At 68.5% G+C, this 15,026-nt stretch carries 13 protein-coding genes and 1 pseudogene; 3 read left to right on the top strand and 11 right to left on the bottom strand.

Annotated elements, in window-relative coordinates; translation table 11 throughout:
- Positions 1 to 357 precede the first annotated feature (357 nt).
- Positions 358 to 591 (bottom strand): annotated as a pseudogene (locus OG936_RS03225) (MFS transporter); the annotation flags it as partial.
- A 713-nt stretch (positions 592 to 1,304) separates the two neighbouring features.
- Between OG936_RS03225 and OG936_RS03220 the strand changes: the two are divergent.
- Positions 1,305 to 3,131 (top strand): protein kinase domain-containing protein, encoded by a 1,827-nt coding sequence (locus OG936_RS03220; RefSeq protein ID WP_406492385.1) that lies wholly within the window; start codon positions 1,305 to 1,307, stop codon positions 3,129 to 3,131.
- Between the two features lie 352 nt (positions 3,132 to 3,483).
- Here the strand turns inward: OG936_RS03220 and OG936_RS03215 are convergent, their stop codons facing one another.
- The 10 genes from OG936_RS03215 to OG936_RS03170 all read right to left on the bottom strand — a co-directional run bounded on the left by OG936_RS03215 (position 3,484) and on the right by OG936_RS03170 (position 14,041).
- The gene (locus OG936_RS03215; RefSeq protein ID WP_406492383.1) at positions 3,484 to 4,713 is read right to left on the bottom strand and encodes a cytochrome P450; all 1,230 of its coding nucleotides are present in this window, start codon (positions 4,711 to 4,713) and stop codon (positions 3,484 to 3,486) included.
- Between the two features lie 58 nt (positions 4,714 to 4,771).
- Positions 4,772 to 6,034: a cytochrome P450 gene (locus OG936_RS03210; RefSeq protein ID WP_406492381.1), complete on the bottom strand. Its 1,263-nt coding sequence runs from the start codon at positions 6,032 to 6,034 to the stop codon at positions 4,772 to 4,774.
- Positions 6,031 to 6,639, bottom strand: coding sequence for an ATP/GTP-binding protein (locus OG936_RS03205; RefSeq protein ID WP_383759542.1), 609 nt, complete (start codon positions 6,637 to 6,639; stop codon positions 6,031 to 6,033). The genes OG936_RS03210 and OG936_RS03205 overlap by 4 nt, the downstream gene beginning before the upstream one ends.
- Positions 6,617 to 6,982 carry a DUF742 domain-containing protein gene (locus OG936_RS03200; RefSeq protein WP_383759540.1) on the bottom strand — a complete coding sequence of 122 codons (366 nt, stop codon included), beginning with the start codon at positions 6,980 to 6,982 and terminating at the stop codon, positions 6,617 to 6,619. The genes OG936_RS03205 and OG936_RS03200 overlap by 23 nt, the downstream gene beginning before the upstream one ends.
- Positions 6,979 to 7,386, bottom strand: coding sequence for a roadblock/LC7 domain-containing protein (locus tag OG936_RS03195; RefSeq protein WP_266744855.1), 408 nt, complete (start codon positions 7,384 to 7,386; stop codon positions 6,979 to 6,981). The genes OG936_RS03200 and OG936_RS03195 overlap by 4 nt, the downstream gene beginning before the upstream one ends.
- A 2-nt stretch (positions 7,387 to 7,388) precedes the next feature.
- On the bottom strand, positions 7,389 to 8,999 hold the full coding sequence (locus OG936_RS03190; RefSeq protein ID WP_406492378.1) for an ATP-binding protein: 1,611 nt from the start codon (positions 8,997 to 8,999) through the stop codon (positions 7,389 to 7,391).
- Between the two features lie 957 nt (positions 9,000 to 9,956).
- Positions 9,957 to 10,805: an SGNH/GDSL hydrolase family protein gene (locus tag OG936_RS03185; protein ID WP_406492376.1), complete on the bottom strand. Its 849-nt coding sequence runs from the start codon at positions 10,803 to 10,805 to the stop codon at positions 9,957 to 9,959.
- 276 nt (positions 10,806 to 11,081) lie between these two features.
- Entirely contained in the window at positions 11,082 to 12,101 is a 1,020-nt protein-coding gene (locus tag OG936_RS03180) for a hemolysin family protein (protein WP_406492374.1), read from the bottom strand.
- Complete coding sequence (locus OG936_RS03175) at positions 12,098 to 13,438, bottom strand: hemolysin family protein (RefSeq protein WP_406492372.1); 1,341 nt, start codon at positions 13,436 to 13,438, stop codon at positions 12,098 to 12,100. The genes OG936_RS03180 and OG936_RS03175 overlap by 4 nt, the downstream gene beginning before the upstream one ends.
- Positions 13,439 to 13,615: 177 nt before the next feature.
- Entirely contained in the window at positions 13,616 to 14,041 is a 426-nt protein-coding gene (locus OG936_RS03170) for a GNAT family N-acetyltransferase (RefSeq protein ID WP_406492370.1), read from the bottom strand.
- 246 nt (positions 14,042 to 14,287) lie between these two features.
- On the opposite strand from OG936_RS03170, the gene OG936_RS03165 reads away from it, so the two are divergent.
- Entirely contained in the window at positions 14,288 to 14,515 is a 228-nt protein-coding gene (locus tag OG936_RS03165; RefSeq protein ID WP_030921856.1) for a hypothetical protein, read from the top strand.
- Positions 14,512 to 14,883, top strand: a complete 372-nt coding sequence (locus OG936_RS03160) for a fic family toxin-antitoxin system, toxin component (protein ID WP_266744849.1) — start codon at positions 14,512 to 14,514, stop codon at positions 14,881 to 14,883. Before OG936_RS03165 ends, OG936_RS03160 begins: the two co-directional genes overlap by 4 nt.
- The last annotated feature ends 143 nt before the right edge of the window (positions 14,884 to 15,026 follow it).

The raw sequence follows: 15,026 nt of genomic DNA, 5'->3' as shown, positions 1-15,026 counted from the left end.
GGTGATTTGTGCGGCGTGCGGCCGGAGGACGCGATGGCTGTGGAGGACTCGGTCACCGGCGTCGAGTCGGCCCGGAGGGCAGGCATGCGCGTGCTTGGCGTGGGACCTCGACCGGCCGTAGCGGGGGCTGACCAGGCCGACCTGTTGCTGCGCCGGCCCGTGAAGATCCGGCGCTGCTCGCCGGCCGCCGTTTCTTTGAAGAGGGGCAATCCCCACCAGTGCAACGTCACCGTCTTCGCCGACGGTCAGGTCGCACGCGCCCTGTGCGGATCCGGCATCTGCTCGCGCGTCGCCGTGCTCGCCGGGAGCGGTGCCCTCAGGCCGGGCGGTCGCCCTGCGGGCGGCGACCGCCGGGAATCAGCTCCGTCCGGTTGCCCAAAGGGCGAGCGCAAGGAGGCTGAACCCGGCTCCGAGGAGGCATACCGCGCCCCAGCCGGCTGCCGCATACAGGCTTGTGGAAGCGAGGGCGCTGCCCGCGGAGTAGAAGATCATGTAGCCGCCGATGACCCGGCTGCCCGCGTCGGGCCGACGCGGGCAGATCACGCTCTGATTGGTCACATGGACGGCTTGCACGGCCAAGTCGACCAGGAGGTGGTCTCGATGAAGACGCCGAGTTCTTTCTATGCCTTTTGATGGGAGTTGCTGAACGGAGAGGTTTCATTCGACGTGGGCCCAGCGGCCAGGTCGATCTGGTGGGCGAGGATGCTCAACTGCGCCCGGGGGAGAAGGTCGCTCTCCCTCAGCTCCTTCCGGGCCGCATCATCCACCATACGGTTGCGCCGCGTGGGGCTGTTAATTTCCCGAAAGGCCTTCTTCATCACCTTATTCCCCTCGTCGGCCCGGGGCCCGGAGCGGGGGCTTCGGGCGGCGCCTGCGGTGGTTGGCCATGGTGTGAGAGGGATAGCGGCCTGGGCTTGACATAAGCCGACGACGAGAGCAGCGGGCACACCCAAGACTGGGGCACCTGACGCGGCCGGCGCGGATATCACTTCGAGCTGCACGGTCGGCATTGTGGAACGCCTTGTGCATTCCCTGTCGGCAGTCCCGATCTCGGCGCCGCTCATCCCTGGGCTTGCCCAATCCGGACTGCTGAGCGAGTTGAGTGAAGTCATTTTCTGATCATTTGGTGCGCCAAGGCGCCGACCTGGGTGGCGAAAGGATCAGTGCTGCACTTCGCTGATGCCGCTTAGAACCGTCCCGTTCGTACAACGCCTCCCACAATTTCACCAGGTACATCAACAACGTCTATTCTCATTCGAGTTACGCCGTTGACCAGGCGGGAAGAGCGGGGGAGCCGCACCATCATGAGTGCTACGAACAGGGACGGACGTGACGAGCGGGACGACAGCGTCGAGGGGGGTATCAAGCCGCTCGCGGTGAGCGACCCCGCGCGCATCGGGCCGTATCTGCTGCTCGGGCGGCTTGGTGCCGGTGGCATGGGACGGGTGTTCCTCGCACGGTCGGACAGCGGGCGGACCGTAGCCGTGAAGATGGTGCACGAAGAGCACGTGTCCGACAGGCAGTTCAGGGCGCGGTTCCGGCGGGAGATCGAGGCGGCCCGGAGGGTCGGTGAGCGGTACACGGCGCCGGTGCTGGACGCGGGTCCGGGCGACGAACCGCCGTGGGTCGCCACGGGGTACGTTCCCGGGCTCTCGCTTGAGCAAGTCGTGCGACTGTACGGGCCGTTGCCGGCCGCGTCCCTGCACGCCCTCGCCGACGGGTTGCTGAAGGCACTCAAGGACATTCACGGCGCCGGGATCGTGCACCGCGACCTGAAGCCGTCCAACGTGATGCTCACCGTGGACGGCACGAAGGTCATCGACTTCGGGATCGCGCGTGCGCTCGAGACGTCCGTCGAGTCCTTGTTGACCAGTACGGGGATGGCCATCGGCTCTCCCGGGTTCATGTCGCCGGAGCAGGTGTACGGGCAGCGCGCGGGGGCCAAGAGCGACGTGTTCACCCTCGGGTGCGTGCTGACGTATGCGGCGACCGGGCGGCTGCCGTTCGGGCAGGGGGCAAGTAATCAGCACGCGGTGATGTTCCAGATCGTGGAGGGCGAGCCCGACCTGACGCGGGTCGAGGACGCCGCGCTGCGGGCGCTCATCACCCGGTGTCTGACGAAGGGCATCGACGAACGACCGGACGTCGACGAGCTGTTGGAGGACCCCGAGCGGCCGCGTCCGCGCACCGCGGGCGGCTCCTGGCTGCCTGCCGACGTCGTCGCGCACCTCGCGCAGCAGTCCGCACGGCTGCTCGACGCTGAGGCGGCGCCGCTGCGGGAGGAGCCCGTGGACCTGGCGACCGTCGGGCTGCGGCCGCAGGGCGGGCCTCCCGAAGTCGTCCCGGCGGACAACGGCACCACGACGCGACGGCGGGAGCACGAACGGCGGCCCCGCCGGCGCCGCAGGCTCATCGTTCTGCCCATCGTTGCCGTCATCACCGTCGGCGGCGGCACGGTCGTCCTGCTCCAGACCCTTGAGGGTGGCAGCGGGGATGGAACGCACGCCCAGTCACCGAGCAGCAGTGCGACCGCCACTCCTCGTGACCGCAACGTGACGAGCGCGCCCAGCAGTTCACCTTCCAAGGGAGGAAACGGGAAGGGTGGGGGCGACGGCAAGGGCGTGGACGGAGAGAAGGGGAAGGACGACGAGGACGGGCCGGACAGGCCGAACAACCAGGAGAGCGTCGGCAGTTCACCAGGTGGCGAGAGCGGCTCAGGCAGCAGCGGCACCGGCACCGGCGGTAGGTCCGGCTCTACGGGGCCGTCCGGCTCCACGGGCTCGGCCGGCGGAGATTCGTCCGGCTCCGGCGGCTCGTCCTCCGGCTCGCGGCCGCCAGCCATGAAGAGCTACAAGGCTGCGTACGCCAACTCCTGTGTCGGCGCGTGCGACATGCCGATCAAGGTGAGCTGGCCGGCGATCTCCCGAGCGACCAGGTACGACATCCACTACACCAACACGGGCAGCAATTTCACCAAGAAGAACGTCGACACCACCTACTCGACCGGCAGCACCAGCTACACGATCAGTGGCCCGTACTCCGGTGACAAGATCTGCGTCACGGTGCGCGCGGCCAACAAGTACGGCGCCTCTGCCTGGGCGGAGACCTTGTGCGACACGGTGCCCTACTAACGCTGGTTTGCCGGTGATCGCCCTGCCGACGTCCAGGCCGCCGATGCGGCGGCTGCTGCAACGTGCGGGATGGAGCCCGGTCGGCCTGCTCCACTGCACGGCATCCAGGTCGCACGCCTGGAAGGTGGCGAGAGAGTGGGCCGGGGTTTTCCATCGTCCCTTCGCCCCCGCCGTCCCTGGCCGACCACACCACGCACTGGTTCGACCCGGGCAGGGCGCCGTCGCCGGGACCCGCGCCCGCACCCGAATCGGCCCCCTTACAGCACTTCGCCCCGTCGCATAGCGAGGGGCGAAGCAACCAGGCCCGAATCGACCAACAGCGTCAAGGCATGCTCCGGGCCTCGCACACAGGTCAGATACCGAGCCGAACGGGCAGAGTCGAGGAACTGTTCGAGAAGAGGGACGGCACCGCGATGAGGGCGTCCGGATCGACTGCCATCGCGAGGTCCGGGTACCGCTCGAACACTGCGGGCAAGGCCAACGCGGCCTCCAGCCGCGCCAGCGGCGCGCCGAGGCAGAAGTGCGGGCCGTTACTGAAGGCCAGGTGCTTGCGCTGTTTCCGGGTGATGTCGAACCGGTCGGCATCCTCGCCGTGCTGGGCCGTGTCGCGCCCCACAGCGCTGAACGGAGCCATGATCGCCTCCCCCTTCGGGATGCGCACTCCGGCGATCTCGACGTCCTCAAGGGGATAGCGGAAGGGGAAGTTCCCAATCGGGGCGTCCCAGCGCAGCGTCTCCTCCACCACGTTCGCCCAGGTGTCCGCGTCGCCCCGTACGGCAATCTCCCGCTGGTCGGGATGGGTCAGCAGCGCACGCACCGCATTGGTGATCAGGCTCAGGGTGGTCTCCTGCCCTGCCGACAGCATGAGCAGCAGAGTGCCGACCAGTTCCTCCTCGCTGAGCGCGTCGGGGTCCGCGGCACGGGCCGCGATCAACGCGCTGGTGAGGTCGCTTCCCGGCTCACGCCTACGGCTTTCGACCACCCGCGCCAGCAGTTCGTACTGCTCGATCTGGCTGGCGTTGACCTCCTCGGGCAGCAGATCGGAGCGGAAGATGTTGTCCATCAGCTCCTGCAGACGGGGACGCTCGTCGGCCGGAACACCGAACAGGTCGCAGATGACCTGCATGGGCACAGGGTGCGCGAAGTGGCGGCGGAGGTCGACACTGCCGTCGGCGGCGGCATGCGAAGGCAGGTCATCCAGCAGGTCGTCCACGATCTGCTGGATGCGGGGACGCAGTTCCTGGACGCGGCGCGGTGTGAAGGTCTGGGTGACGAGTTTGCGCAGGCGGCGGTGTTCCTGGCCGTCCGAGGTCACCATGTTGGTGACTTTCACCATGCCGATGAGGGGCCAGCCGTCCGAAATTTCGCCTCGGATGATGGCGTTCCAGTTGCGCCAGTCCTTGCTGAAGCGGGGGTCGGCGATCATCTCGTTCAGCAGGGCGTGATCCGTCACGGACCAGGCCATCACGTCGCCGGGCAGCTGGACCCGCACCACGGGGCCGAGTTCACGGAGCTTGGCCGCCTCGCCGTGATGGTCCGTTCCATGAGGATCCAGAGCGATGACAGGTATATGTGGCGTCATGTCGAACTGCTCCTAATCTCAGGACCCGCCGTGCGCCGGTCCTGTCGGATACGAGGGTTCATCGACCCGTCCTGGTAGGGATACGGGCCGCGGAGAACTCCGCGGGCAGTGCGACCGGCACCCTCGTCCAGGGAGAGGGACGCCAGGCCACCTCGTCCGCCGGAATGCCGAGTCTCATGTCCGGCAGCAGATGCAGAGCGGTCTGCACCGCGGTACGAGTGATCAGCCGAGCGGGCACCTGTGCGGGACACACATGCGGGCCGGCCGAAAAGGCCAGATGTGAGCGGTTTCCCCAGCGTTCGTCCGCACCGTCCGGTCGGACCTCGGGATCGTCGTTGGCGGCTGCGTGCCCGAGGATGAGGCAGTCGCCGCGCCGGATGTGCCGGCCTCCCAGCTCGGTGTCGTGAAGCGCGTACCGGGCGGGCATGTTGTTCATGGGAGGATCGCGCCACAGCGCCTCGTCGAGCGCGTCATCCACTCCGAGCCTCCCGCCGTGCAGGCGGGAGGCGAAACGCGGATCGGTGAGCATGAGCCGGAGCGTGTGCGAGATCCAGGCGGTGACCGTCTCGTTTCCTGCGGAGATCATCACGACGATGGACTGCAGGCGCTCCGCCTCGTTGTGCAGGTTGGGGTGGTTGATGAAGACCGTCGTCATGTCGTCGGTCGGATTGCGCCGCCGCTCGCGCACCGTATCGAGGAGGATCTGCTCGAAGTTGCGGTTTCCGGCCTGAGAGTCCCCCGCACTGCCGAACAGTGCGATGAGCGCGTCGAGCAGTTCCCGGCCCTCTTCGCTGTCCAGGCCGAACAACGAAGCGAGTGACAGCATCGGCACGATCGTGGCGTATTCGTTGACCAGATCAGCGCTGCCACGCTCGGAGAACGACGCGATCAGATCCGTGCACAACGCCTCCACCTCACGACGCACCCTGCGCTGGTCTATCCGCGCGATCCCGTCGTCGAGAGGCTTGCGCAGCCGCCGGTGTTCGGGGCCGTCGGCTCCGATGACGTTGGCACGCCATCCCATCATCGGGAGGAGTCCCGAATACGGCGAGACGGCCCCCTCGTTCAGGTCGCGCCAGTTACGGGAATCGCGGGAATAGAGCTGCTCCTGCCGGGTGATGACCAGCAGTTCCTGGTAGCCCATCACCAACCAGGCAGGCACGCCCGGCTCCAGCTCGACCTTCGCGACGCTGCCCCACTCCTTGCGGAGCCTGCGGTAGACCGCATGCGGGTCGGACGAGCTGACGACTGCAGACAGCGGAAGCAGTCCGGTGCCGTGCCCTGCGTGCGACGGGCACCCCGGCGGCGGCAGAGTGCTCATGAGGCTGTTTCCAGGGTGCGCGCCGCATGGATGCCCGATACGTGTTCCACCAACCTGATCAGGGAATCGACCGATGAGGCGCGGTCGCGCGCGTCGCAGGTCATTATGGGTGTCTCGGGCAGTAGATCGAGCGCACCGCGCAGTTCCTCGTCGGTGTAGCGCTCGCTGTCCGGGAACTGATTGATCGCGACCGCGAACGGGAGCCCGCGGATCTCCAATTGCTCCAGTACGTCGAAGCTGTCCTCCAGCCTGCGGGTATCGATCAGTGCGAGCACGCCGAGGGCGCCCTCGGCCAGCCCTTCCCACAGATCCCAGAACCGCTGTTGGCCAGGCGTACCGAACAGATAGAGGACCAGTCGCGAGCTGAGCGTGACACGGCCGAAGTCCATGGCGACGGTGGTGGTCGTCTTGTCGCTCAGACCGGCGAGTTCGTCTACCCCCACGCTCGCCGCCGTCATCACCTCCTCGGTGCGCAGCGGTTCGATCTCGCTGACGGATCCGACGAGCGTGGTCTTGCCTACGCCGAACGCGCCCACGACGAGGATCTTGACGGCCTGCTGCACCGTGTCGGGCAAGTAGCGGTCAGCGGAACCGACGGAGACCATCCAGTACCTCCTGTAGCAGTTGCTTATCGGGCAGGGCGGCCCGTGGAACACCGGAGCGTGCGGACAGATGCCCGCTGTCGACGAGGTCGGACGCCAGCACCTTCACCAGACTGACCGGCAGTCCGAGATGAGCGGCGGCCTCCACGAGCGACAGCAGCTGCGCGCACATGCGCACGAGGGTGATCTCTTCCCTGGTCGCGGAGACAGGGAGGGCCCGTGGGGGGTCCACCGCAACGAGGAGCGTCTCGACGCCGATCGTGTTACGGGTTGGCCTGGAGCGCCCCTTCGTGATCACGTACGGGCGTAACGCACCGTCCGAGAACCCCTCTCCCGGCCCGCTCACGCGGAGCCCTGACGCGGCGGGCTGCTGAGATTGCTCGCCCCGATCTTCATCACCTGCGCCTGCATCTGCCGGGCGACGAGCTTCGGGTCGATCACGGGGCCCGTCACGACGGCGAGATGTGCACCGTCGGCACTGCGCATAAACAGGAAACCGCCGTTGAACTCCACCATCTGCTGGTGCACAGCGCCGCCGTCCTCGCCGTACTCCCGTCCGAGACCGCGGCCGAGGGACTGAAGACCCGCGCAGCTCGCCGACAAACGGTCGGCGGAGTCGCGGTCCATGCCCTCCGAGTTGGCCAACAGCAGACCGTCGGAACTGAAGACGATCGCCAGCCGTACGCCGGGCACTGCGGCGACTTCGGAGATCATCCAGCCACGCTGCTCCGGGTTCTCCACGTAATTCATGCTCACATCGGTCCTTCTGAGGAATCGGGGGTGGCGGAGGAGTCGTACAGGGGGTCGTGCGGGTCGTGACCGGGAGCGGAGCCGGAGGCGGGGGGCGTGGTCCGGCCGCCTTCGAAGAACTGCTCCATCCAGTCGCCGGCGTTCTCCGGCGAACCCGGTGGAGTGACAGCGGTCGGCGCCTCCTCCACCGCGGGGATGTATCCGTCACGTCGAGACCTGCGCTGGGGCAACCGGCGTTGACGTGCGGCCGGACCATCGGTGGCAGGCGGGAGTGAACCGGACCGGTCCGCTTCCCGGGGCGGCTCGGGCGACGGGGCGGGTTCAGCCGCCGGAGCCGGGGCCTGTGCCGGAACGGTGCGGTCGGGGGCGGCCGGGGTGACGTCGGCGGAGGGCACGGCCGGTGATGGTGACGGCGGAGCCGGCGGCGGAGTGGCATGCACCCGCCCGCCGGGCGCTCCGGCGGGCGCGAGGGTCTTCAGGAGCTCCAGTGGCACGAGGATCACCGCGCGGACGCCTCCGTACGGCGACGGACCCAGATCGACGCTGAGACCGTGCCGATGGGCGAAGCGGCCGACGACCGCGAAGCCGGTCTGCGGGATCTCGCCGACATCACCGACGCCGAGAAGGCGGCGGCCGGAGACGATGTCACGTGCTTTGGCCAGCCGGTGCTCGTCCAGGCCGAGGCCGCCGTCATCCACCTCGATGACCGCACCACGCTGCACGGTCCGCACCGTGACGGGGACGCCGGTCCTCGGCGGTGAGTACTCGGTCGCGTTGGCGAGCAGTTCCGCGATGAGATGGATCAGTGGTTCGACCACCGATGCGGTGATGCCGACATCCGGGTCACCGGTCACCTCGACACGTTTGAACGAGACGATCCGGCCCGAGGCGGCCCGCACCACATCGACCAGCGCCAGCGGCTTCTGCCACTGCTGGCCGGGCCACTCCCCGCACAAGACCTTGAGACTCTGGGCGTGTCGCGCCTGCTGAGTTGCCGCGTGGTCCACATGCATGGTGGCCTCGAGCAAGTCCGCGTCGCCCGGGTGACGCTCCGCCACACCCGTGACCGTCGCCTGGATCCGGTGTGCCGAGGTCTGGACTCTGCTCGCCAGCTCGACCAACGCGATGCGCTGCGACTCCTCGCGGTTGTCGATTGCATCGGACACATCCGTGAGCAGCCGGTCGAAGCGCTTGGAGAGCTCCCGAACGAGTGGCTCCGAACTGTCCCGTGACGCGGGAATCCCGCTCCTGCCGAGAGCGGCAGGCAGCCGCTTCTCCAGGAGGAACTCCGCCTCCTGGAGCGCCGCTTCGGACTGCTTACGCACATGTGCGTGCCAGTCGGCATCGCGGCGTGCGGCCTCCGCCTCACGCTCACGTATCTCGGCACTTAGGCGGATGGCTTCGGCCACGCTCGCCCGGTGCTGCCTGCACAGGTGGACGAGGCAGGCGAAGACCAGCAGAAAGGCCACAACGTATGCCACGGCCGCGGTCATGCCGACGCCTGCGACGGGCACCACGGCTCCTGAGAAGACAAGGAGTGTGAGTACGAGAGACGGCTTCCAAAGGCCAATGCTTCTACGGGGTTTGACAGTGGATGCGGGGGAACGAGCCATGGAAGACCTTTGATTCGGCAATAAGTCGATGTCTGGTGGAAGCCAGGCGTCGGACATCAAGCGACGTGCGGCGGAGGAGGACCGTGCGGGCGCCAGCACAGGAGTCCGCGATCCCGGGCGACCTGTCGGCATCGCCCCGGTTCGTCGTCGTCTTCACGGGAGAAACCACTCCTGCACCAGAGGTTGTCTGAAGATCGTATCTCCAATCCGCTTAAGCGGAAGTGCTCTCCGGGCGTGAACAGCCTCGCCTTCTTTCCCACTTGGGCGCGCTGCGCCTCAGCTCACGCCCTGCAGAGCGGTAGTCAGGGCTTCGGCATGGCTACCTGGCATCCGGTTCATGACGAAGCGTCAGGCGCGTTGGCCCCGGGAGCAGGAGCAGGCGCAGGCTTCCGAGATCACGGAGTTCTCGACGCCCCGTGGCCTCGATGGAAGACCGTGCGTGCCGGCGAGTCATCGCCGATCCCGTCCGCTCCGGACCAACCGCGCGAGCAAGGCAGGGACCCGGCGAGGTTCCTGGCCTCCAGCAGTCGGGCGGGGCCCGGGGCGGCCGGTCCGGTTCCAGGGCACGACGCAGTGCGCCGACAAAGGTTTGCACGGCGCCCACAGCTCCGAGCGGGGGCTCCGTCCACAGGTCCTCGACCGGGCGGGCAACGGGGGCGATCCGGCGACGGGCCACGATCAGCCGGGCCGGCACGGTCCGGTGCCGTGGCCTTCACAGAGGCCGAGTACGTCCACGTGGAAGTCGAAGACCTGCGGACGGCCGCGGCCGCGTAGGACGCTTTTCGCGGGCCCGAGTCGACCGGCCGTGGGAATCCGTGAGAGATGATCAGTGGTTGATCGGCTGAAAGCGCCCTGGACCTGCCATGACCTGCGTCTGTCCGTTCGCGTCTGGAACACGGTGTCCAGATTCTGCTGGCGGTTTGTACAGGCCGGCGCTGCGGTCCGGATTATGGGTTGCTACGAGAGCGGAGGCGCGTCCACCTGGCGCCAGGTCGCCACGGGGCCGGGGTTGTGGACATCCTCGGGGGTGACCCAGAATGCCGTCCCCGGCTCCGCGTTGTACTGCGCGCCTGTCCGCCCGTCCCCGGACGAGCGGCCGGTCAGCCGACGGCCGATCCACGGCATCAGGTGCCGGCGGGCGAAGCGGAGGTCTTCGACGCGTCGTATCGCCCATCCGGGCGGCACGGAGGTGGGGAGCGGCGTGCGCCAGTCGCTCTCGGGCGGCAGCCCCAGCGTCTGCCAGACCGCCTCCGCGACCCTCTGGTGCCCGTCGGACGTCAGATGGAGCCGGTCGACGTCCCACAGCCGGGGATCGCCCAGGGCCGGTGCCCCGTACAGATCGACGACCAACGCACCGTGGCGGAGGGCCAACTCGTCGACCAGGGAGAACAGCTCCTCCATCCGCGGCCGGAAGCGTTCCATCACCGGGCCGTTGCGACCGGGGCTGCGCATGAGCACAAGCTCATTGCACGAGGGCGCGAGACGTTCCACGGCCTCTTCGAGCCGTCCGCGGACCATACCCATGTCGCACTTGGGCCGCAGCGTGTCGTTGAGTCCGCCGACGAGCGTGACGACATCCGCCCGCAAGGCAGCCGCCGCATCGACCTGCTCGTCGACGATCTGGCCGATCAGCTTGCCTCGTACGGCGAGATTCGCGTAGCGGAATCCTGGCGTACGGACCGCGAGCCGTCCGGCGAGAACATCGGCCCAGCCCCGGTACGAGCCGTCGGGCAGCAGGTCCGACATGCCCTCGGTGAACGAGTCGCCGACCGCGACAAGACTGGTGTAGGAGGCATTCATTTCCATGGCGGTGCGATCGTATCGCGGTGCCCACGAACGCTTCCGGGCGACGTCGGCCGGGCACGAAGCGTGGCAGTGGGCCGCCCCCCGAGCGGCTGCGTCCTCAGCCGCTCGGGCGGCGGTCGCGGGAACAAACCCGGCGTTGGCCGTTGACGGTCCCGGAGCGACAGCCTTCCCACGACCGGCGGCCCCTCCCGTGAGCGGTGGTCCTTCCGCAGGTGGGGCGCGCCCCGGGCCCTCGCTGAGCCCTGCCCGGCCGCGCCCACCGCCCCCGTTCACCGGTCAGCGTGCCTGCGGCCGGCCCACCAGTTCCCGTAGCACGTCCTCCATCGTGACCAGCCCGGCCAGTCGACCGTCCTCGTCGAGCACCACCGCCAGGTGCGTACGGCTGCGCCGCAGCGCGGTCAGTACGTCGTCGAGCGGCGTGGCGGCCCGCACCCGGGCGATCGGCCGCATCGCCGTGACCGGGAACGGCACATCGCGCGGTGTGGCGTCCAAGGCGTCCTTCACATGGAGGTAGCCCAGAATCCGCTCCTCGCTGTCCATCACCGGAAAGCGCGAGAAACCGGTCTCGTACGAGAGCTGCTCCAACTGCTCCGGGGTCGTTCCGATCCGGGCGTACACCACCCGCTCCACCGGCAGCACCACATCCCGCACGGGGCGCCGGCCGAGCTCAAGAGCGTGGTGCAGCCGTTCGGCCGCGCGGTCGTCGACCAGCCCCGCGTCGCCGGCGTCCTTCACCAGCCGGGCCAGTTCGTCGTCGGAGAACGTGGCGGACACCTCGTCCTTCGTTTCGACGCGCAGGAGTTTCAGCAGCGCGTTGGCGAAGGCGTTGATCGCGAAGATCACCGGACGCAGTGCCCTGGCGAGAGTCACCAGCGGCGGACCCAGCAGCAGCGCGGCCCGTACCGGCTCGGCCAGGGCGATGTTCTTCGGCACCATTTCACCGAGCAGCATGTGCAGGTACGTCGCCAGGGACAGTGCGATCACGAATGAGATGGGGTGGATCAGTCCGTGCGGCATACCCACCGCGTCGAAGGCGGGCTCCAGCAGATGCGCGATGGCCGGTTCGGCGACGATGCCGAGGACCAGTGTGCAGAGGGTGATGCCCAGCTGCGCCGCCGCGAGGAGCGCCGATACGTGTTCGAGGCCCCAGATGACGCTGCGCGCCCGCCGGTTCCCGGCCTCGGCCTCGGGCTCGACCTGGCTGCGGCGTACGGAGATCAGCGCGAACTCCGCGCCGACGAAGAAGGCGTTCACGACCAGGGTCATCGCCCCGATGAAGAGCTGGACGGCGATCATCGTGCGTCCTCCGTCCGCTCGTCGCAGTCGCCGGGCAGCGGCGCATGCAGCAGGGCCCGCGCGGCACGGCGCCCGGAGGCGTCCACCACATGGACCCGCCAGCCGGCCAGCTCGAACGAATCACCCACAGCGGGTATGCGGCCGACCTCGGTGGCCACGAGTCCGGCGAGCGTCTCGTACGGTCCGTCCGGCACCCTCAGTCCGATCCTCTTCAGCTGGTCGATGCGCGCGGCGCCGTCGGCCGACCACAGGGTCCGTCCGTCGGCGTCCTCGCCGGCCGGTGCCAGGTCCGGTGTCTCGTGCGGGTCGTGTTCGTCGCGCACCTCGCCGACCACCTCCTCGACGATGTCCTCCAGAGTCACGACGCCGGCCGTGCCGCCGTACTCGTCGATGACGACGGCCATGGCGAGCTTGCCGGACAGCTGGTCCAGAAGCCGGTCCACGGTGAGGGTCTCGGGCACGAGCAGGGGTTCGCGCAGCATCTCCGAGACGCGGGTCCGGGGCCGCTGCTCGGCCGGGACGGCCAGCACATCCTTGATGTGCGCCACACCGACGACGGTGTCGAGGCTGCCGCGGTAGACGGGGAAGCGGGACAGGCCGGTCGCCCGGGTGGCGTTCGCGACATCCTCTGCGGTCGCCTGCACCTCCAGCGCGGTGACCTGCACCCGCGGCGTCATGACGTTCTCCGCCGTCAGCTCCGCGAGGTTGAGCGTGCGGACGAACAGCTCCGCGGTGTCCGCCTCCAGCGCGCCTGCCTTCGCCGAGTGCCGGGCCAGCGCCACCAGCTCCTGCGGGCTGCGCGCGGAGGCCAGCTCCTCGGTGGGCTCCAGGCCGAGGCGGCGCAGGATCCGGTTCGCGGTGTTGTTGAGGTGGCTGATGAACGGCCGGAACACGGCGGTGAAGGCCCGTTGCGGGGTCGCCACGGCCTTCGCCACGGCGAGCGGCGAGGAGATGGCCCAGTTCTTCGGGACGAGTTCGCCGACGACCATCAGGAACACCGTGGACAGGGCGGTTCCCAGGACGAGGGCGACGGAGGACGCCACGCTCGGGGACAGGCCCACGGCCTCCACCGGACCGCGAATCAGCTTCGCGATGGACGATTCGGAGAGCATGCCGACCACCAGATTGGTGACGGTGATGCCGAGCTGTGCGCCGGACAGCTGGAAGGTGAGGCTGCGGACGGCCTTCATCGCGCTCACCGCGCCGCGCTCACCCCGCTCCACGGCCCGTTCGAGCTGGCCGCGCTCGACGGTGGTCAGAGAGAATTCGGCCGCGACGAAGGCGCCGCAGGCGAGCGAGAGCAGCACCGCCACGAGCAGCAGAAGCACTTCAGTCATCGGTTCACCTCCGTCCCATGATCGGGCAGGGGCGGGAGGATTGCTCGGTGCCGGGACTGTCGACTACTGGGGGGCTCGCCCATGGGCGGACGCTCACACCTTTCGGAAGGGTCGGTCAGGAGTCCACCTATCGTAAAGGATCGGCAAAGAAGGCTCCTCTTTTCGGGTGATCGTCCTTCAGTTCGTGAGGGGCTTCACCCAACGGCTCCACTGCGGCTCGGGCCCGTAGCCCGCGGCGCGCCAGGCGTGCTGCGCCAGTTCATTGCGGTCGAGCACCATCGCGTCGCCACGTCGCCCGCCCAGTCGCACGAAGTGTTCCTCCGCGGCGGCGAGCAGCGCGCTGCCGACACCTCGGCGCCGTCGGTCGGGATGGACGGCGAGCCGGTACAGGTGACACCGCCAGCCGTCGAACCCGGCGATCACCGTTCCGGCGAGTACGCCGTCGGACTCGGCGAGGATCAGCGCCTGCGGATCACGGGCGACCAGCCGCTCGACCCCGTCCCGGTCGTCACTGATGCTGTTTCCCTCGGCCGCCACCTTCCAGAAGGCGAGGACGGAGTCGAGGTCGGCCGGTATCGCGGCCCGTACGACGAGGTCGTGCATGTCGCCATCGAGTTTTTTTCATGCCGGGATCCCATCACCGGGACGGCTGGAGCGACGAACGAATTCCACCATGTGGTCACGGACGGCCGGGCCGGCACGCATGACCGCCTGGTCATGTACGACCCGCGCGGTCGACGGTGACCGGTGCGGTCGACGCGGAGACCGGTGCACTCAGGCACGACCGGTGTACGGGGCACCGTACGGCTCCTCTTGCCGGTGCTAGCACGCCCGCGCTAGCGTGTTGCTGTGCCCAAGACTCAGCTGAACGTGAGAGTGGACGAGGCCACCGCCGAGGCCGCGCGACAGCGCGCGCTGCAGAGGGGGATGAGCGTGAACCGCTACATAGAGGAACTCGTGAAGCAGGATGCGGGTGAGGTCGGACACACCTTTGTCGAAGCCGCGGCCGACTTCATGAAGCAGTACGAGTCGGTGTTCGCCGAGGAGTTCGGCCCGGAGCGCAAAGGCACGCGTTGAATCTCCAGATCGACCTTTCCTGGCTGCTCATGGTGGCCGAGCACAAGACCCCCGGCGATCCGCAGGTCGTCGACTGGGGTGCGCTCGTGGCCGCGGTGGCCCGCCATGAGGCCGAGATCTTCGGCAGCCCTGTCTACAGCGACCCGCACTCCAGGGCCGCGGCCCTGCTGCAGTTGCTGCTTCATGTCCCCGCGCTCGAACACTCCAACGCGATGTTCTCCTCGGCCGTCGCGTACGGCTATCTCGTCGCCTCCGGGCTGAAGGTCATCACCTCGCCCGAGCAGGTGCGTGACCTGGCCCGACTGGTGAAGGAGGACAAGGCGGACGTCCGGGCCATCGCCGACGAACTGCGCCAGTGGAGTCTGTGAGGTCTGCGGCCCGGAGGTCCCCGGCCCGCAGGACGGTTCCGGTGCGGGCGCGGGCTGTACGTTGCGGGTGCGGGCGCGGGCTGTACGTTGCGGGTGCGCGCGTGGGCTGTACGTTTCCGGTGCGCGCGGTGGGCTGCGCGGCG

It is taken from the genome of Streptomyces sp. NBC_00846, assembly GCF_045207325.1.
Taxonomy (GTDB): domain Bacteria; phylum Actinomycetota; class Actinomycetes; order Streptomycetales; family Streptomycetaceae; genus Streptomyces.
Note: the sequence above shows the minus strand (reverse complement) of the source record. Positions and strands in the feature narration are given on the sequence as shown.

Bases quoted from the DNA above. Each gene is read 5' to 3' on its own strand.
- OG936_RS03210 (WP_406492381.1), bottom strand. From the start codon at position 6,034: ATGAGCACTCTGCCGCCGCCGGGGTGCCCGTCGCACGCAGGGCACGGC.
- OG936_RS03220 (WP_406492385.1), top strand. From the start codon at position 1,305: ATGAGTGCTACGAACAGGGACGGACGTGACGAGCGGGACGACAGCGTC.
- OG936_RS03205 (WP_383759542.1), bottom strand. From the start codon at position 6,639: ATGGTCTCCGTCGGTTCCGCTGACCGCTACTTGCCCGACACGGTGCAG.
- OG936_RS03185 (WP_406492376.1), bottom strand. From the start codon at position 10,805: ATGGAAATGAATGCCTCCTACACCAGTCTTGTCGCGGTCGGCGACTCG.
- OG936_RS03190 (WP_406492378.1), bottom strand. From the start codon at position 8,999: ATGGCTCGTTCCCCCGCATCCACTGTCAAACCCCGTAGAAGCATTGGC.
- OG936_RS03215 (WP_406492383.1), bottom strand. From the start codon at position 4,713: ATGACGCCACATATACCTGTCATCGCTCTGGATCCTCATGGAACGGAC.
- OG936_RS03170 (WP_406492370.1), bottom strand. From the start codon at position 14,041: ATGCACGACCTCGTCGTACGGGCCGCGATACCGGCCGACCTCGACTCC.
- OG936_RS03195 (WP_266744855.1), bottom strand. From the start codon at position 7,386: ATGAATTACGTGGAGAACCCGGAGCAGCGTGGCTGGATGATCTCCGAA.
- OG936_RS03180 (WP_406492374.1), bottom strand. From the start codon at position 12,101: ATGATCGCCGTCCAGCTCTTCATCGGGGCGATGACCCTGGTCGTGAAC.
- OG936_RS03175 (WP_406492372.1), bottom strand. From the start codon at position 13,438: ATGACTGAAGTGCTTCTGCTGCTCGTGGCGGTGCTGCTCTCGCTCGCC.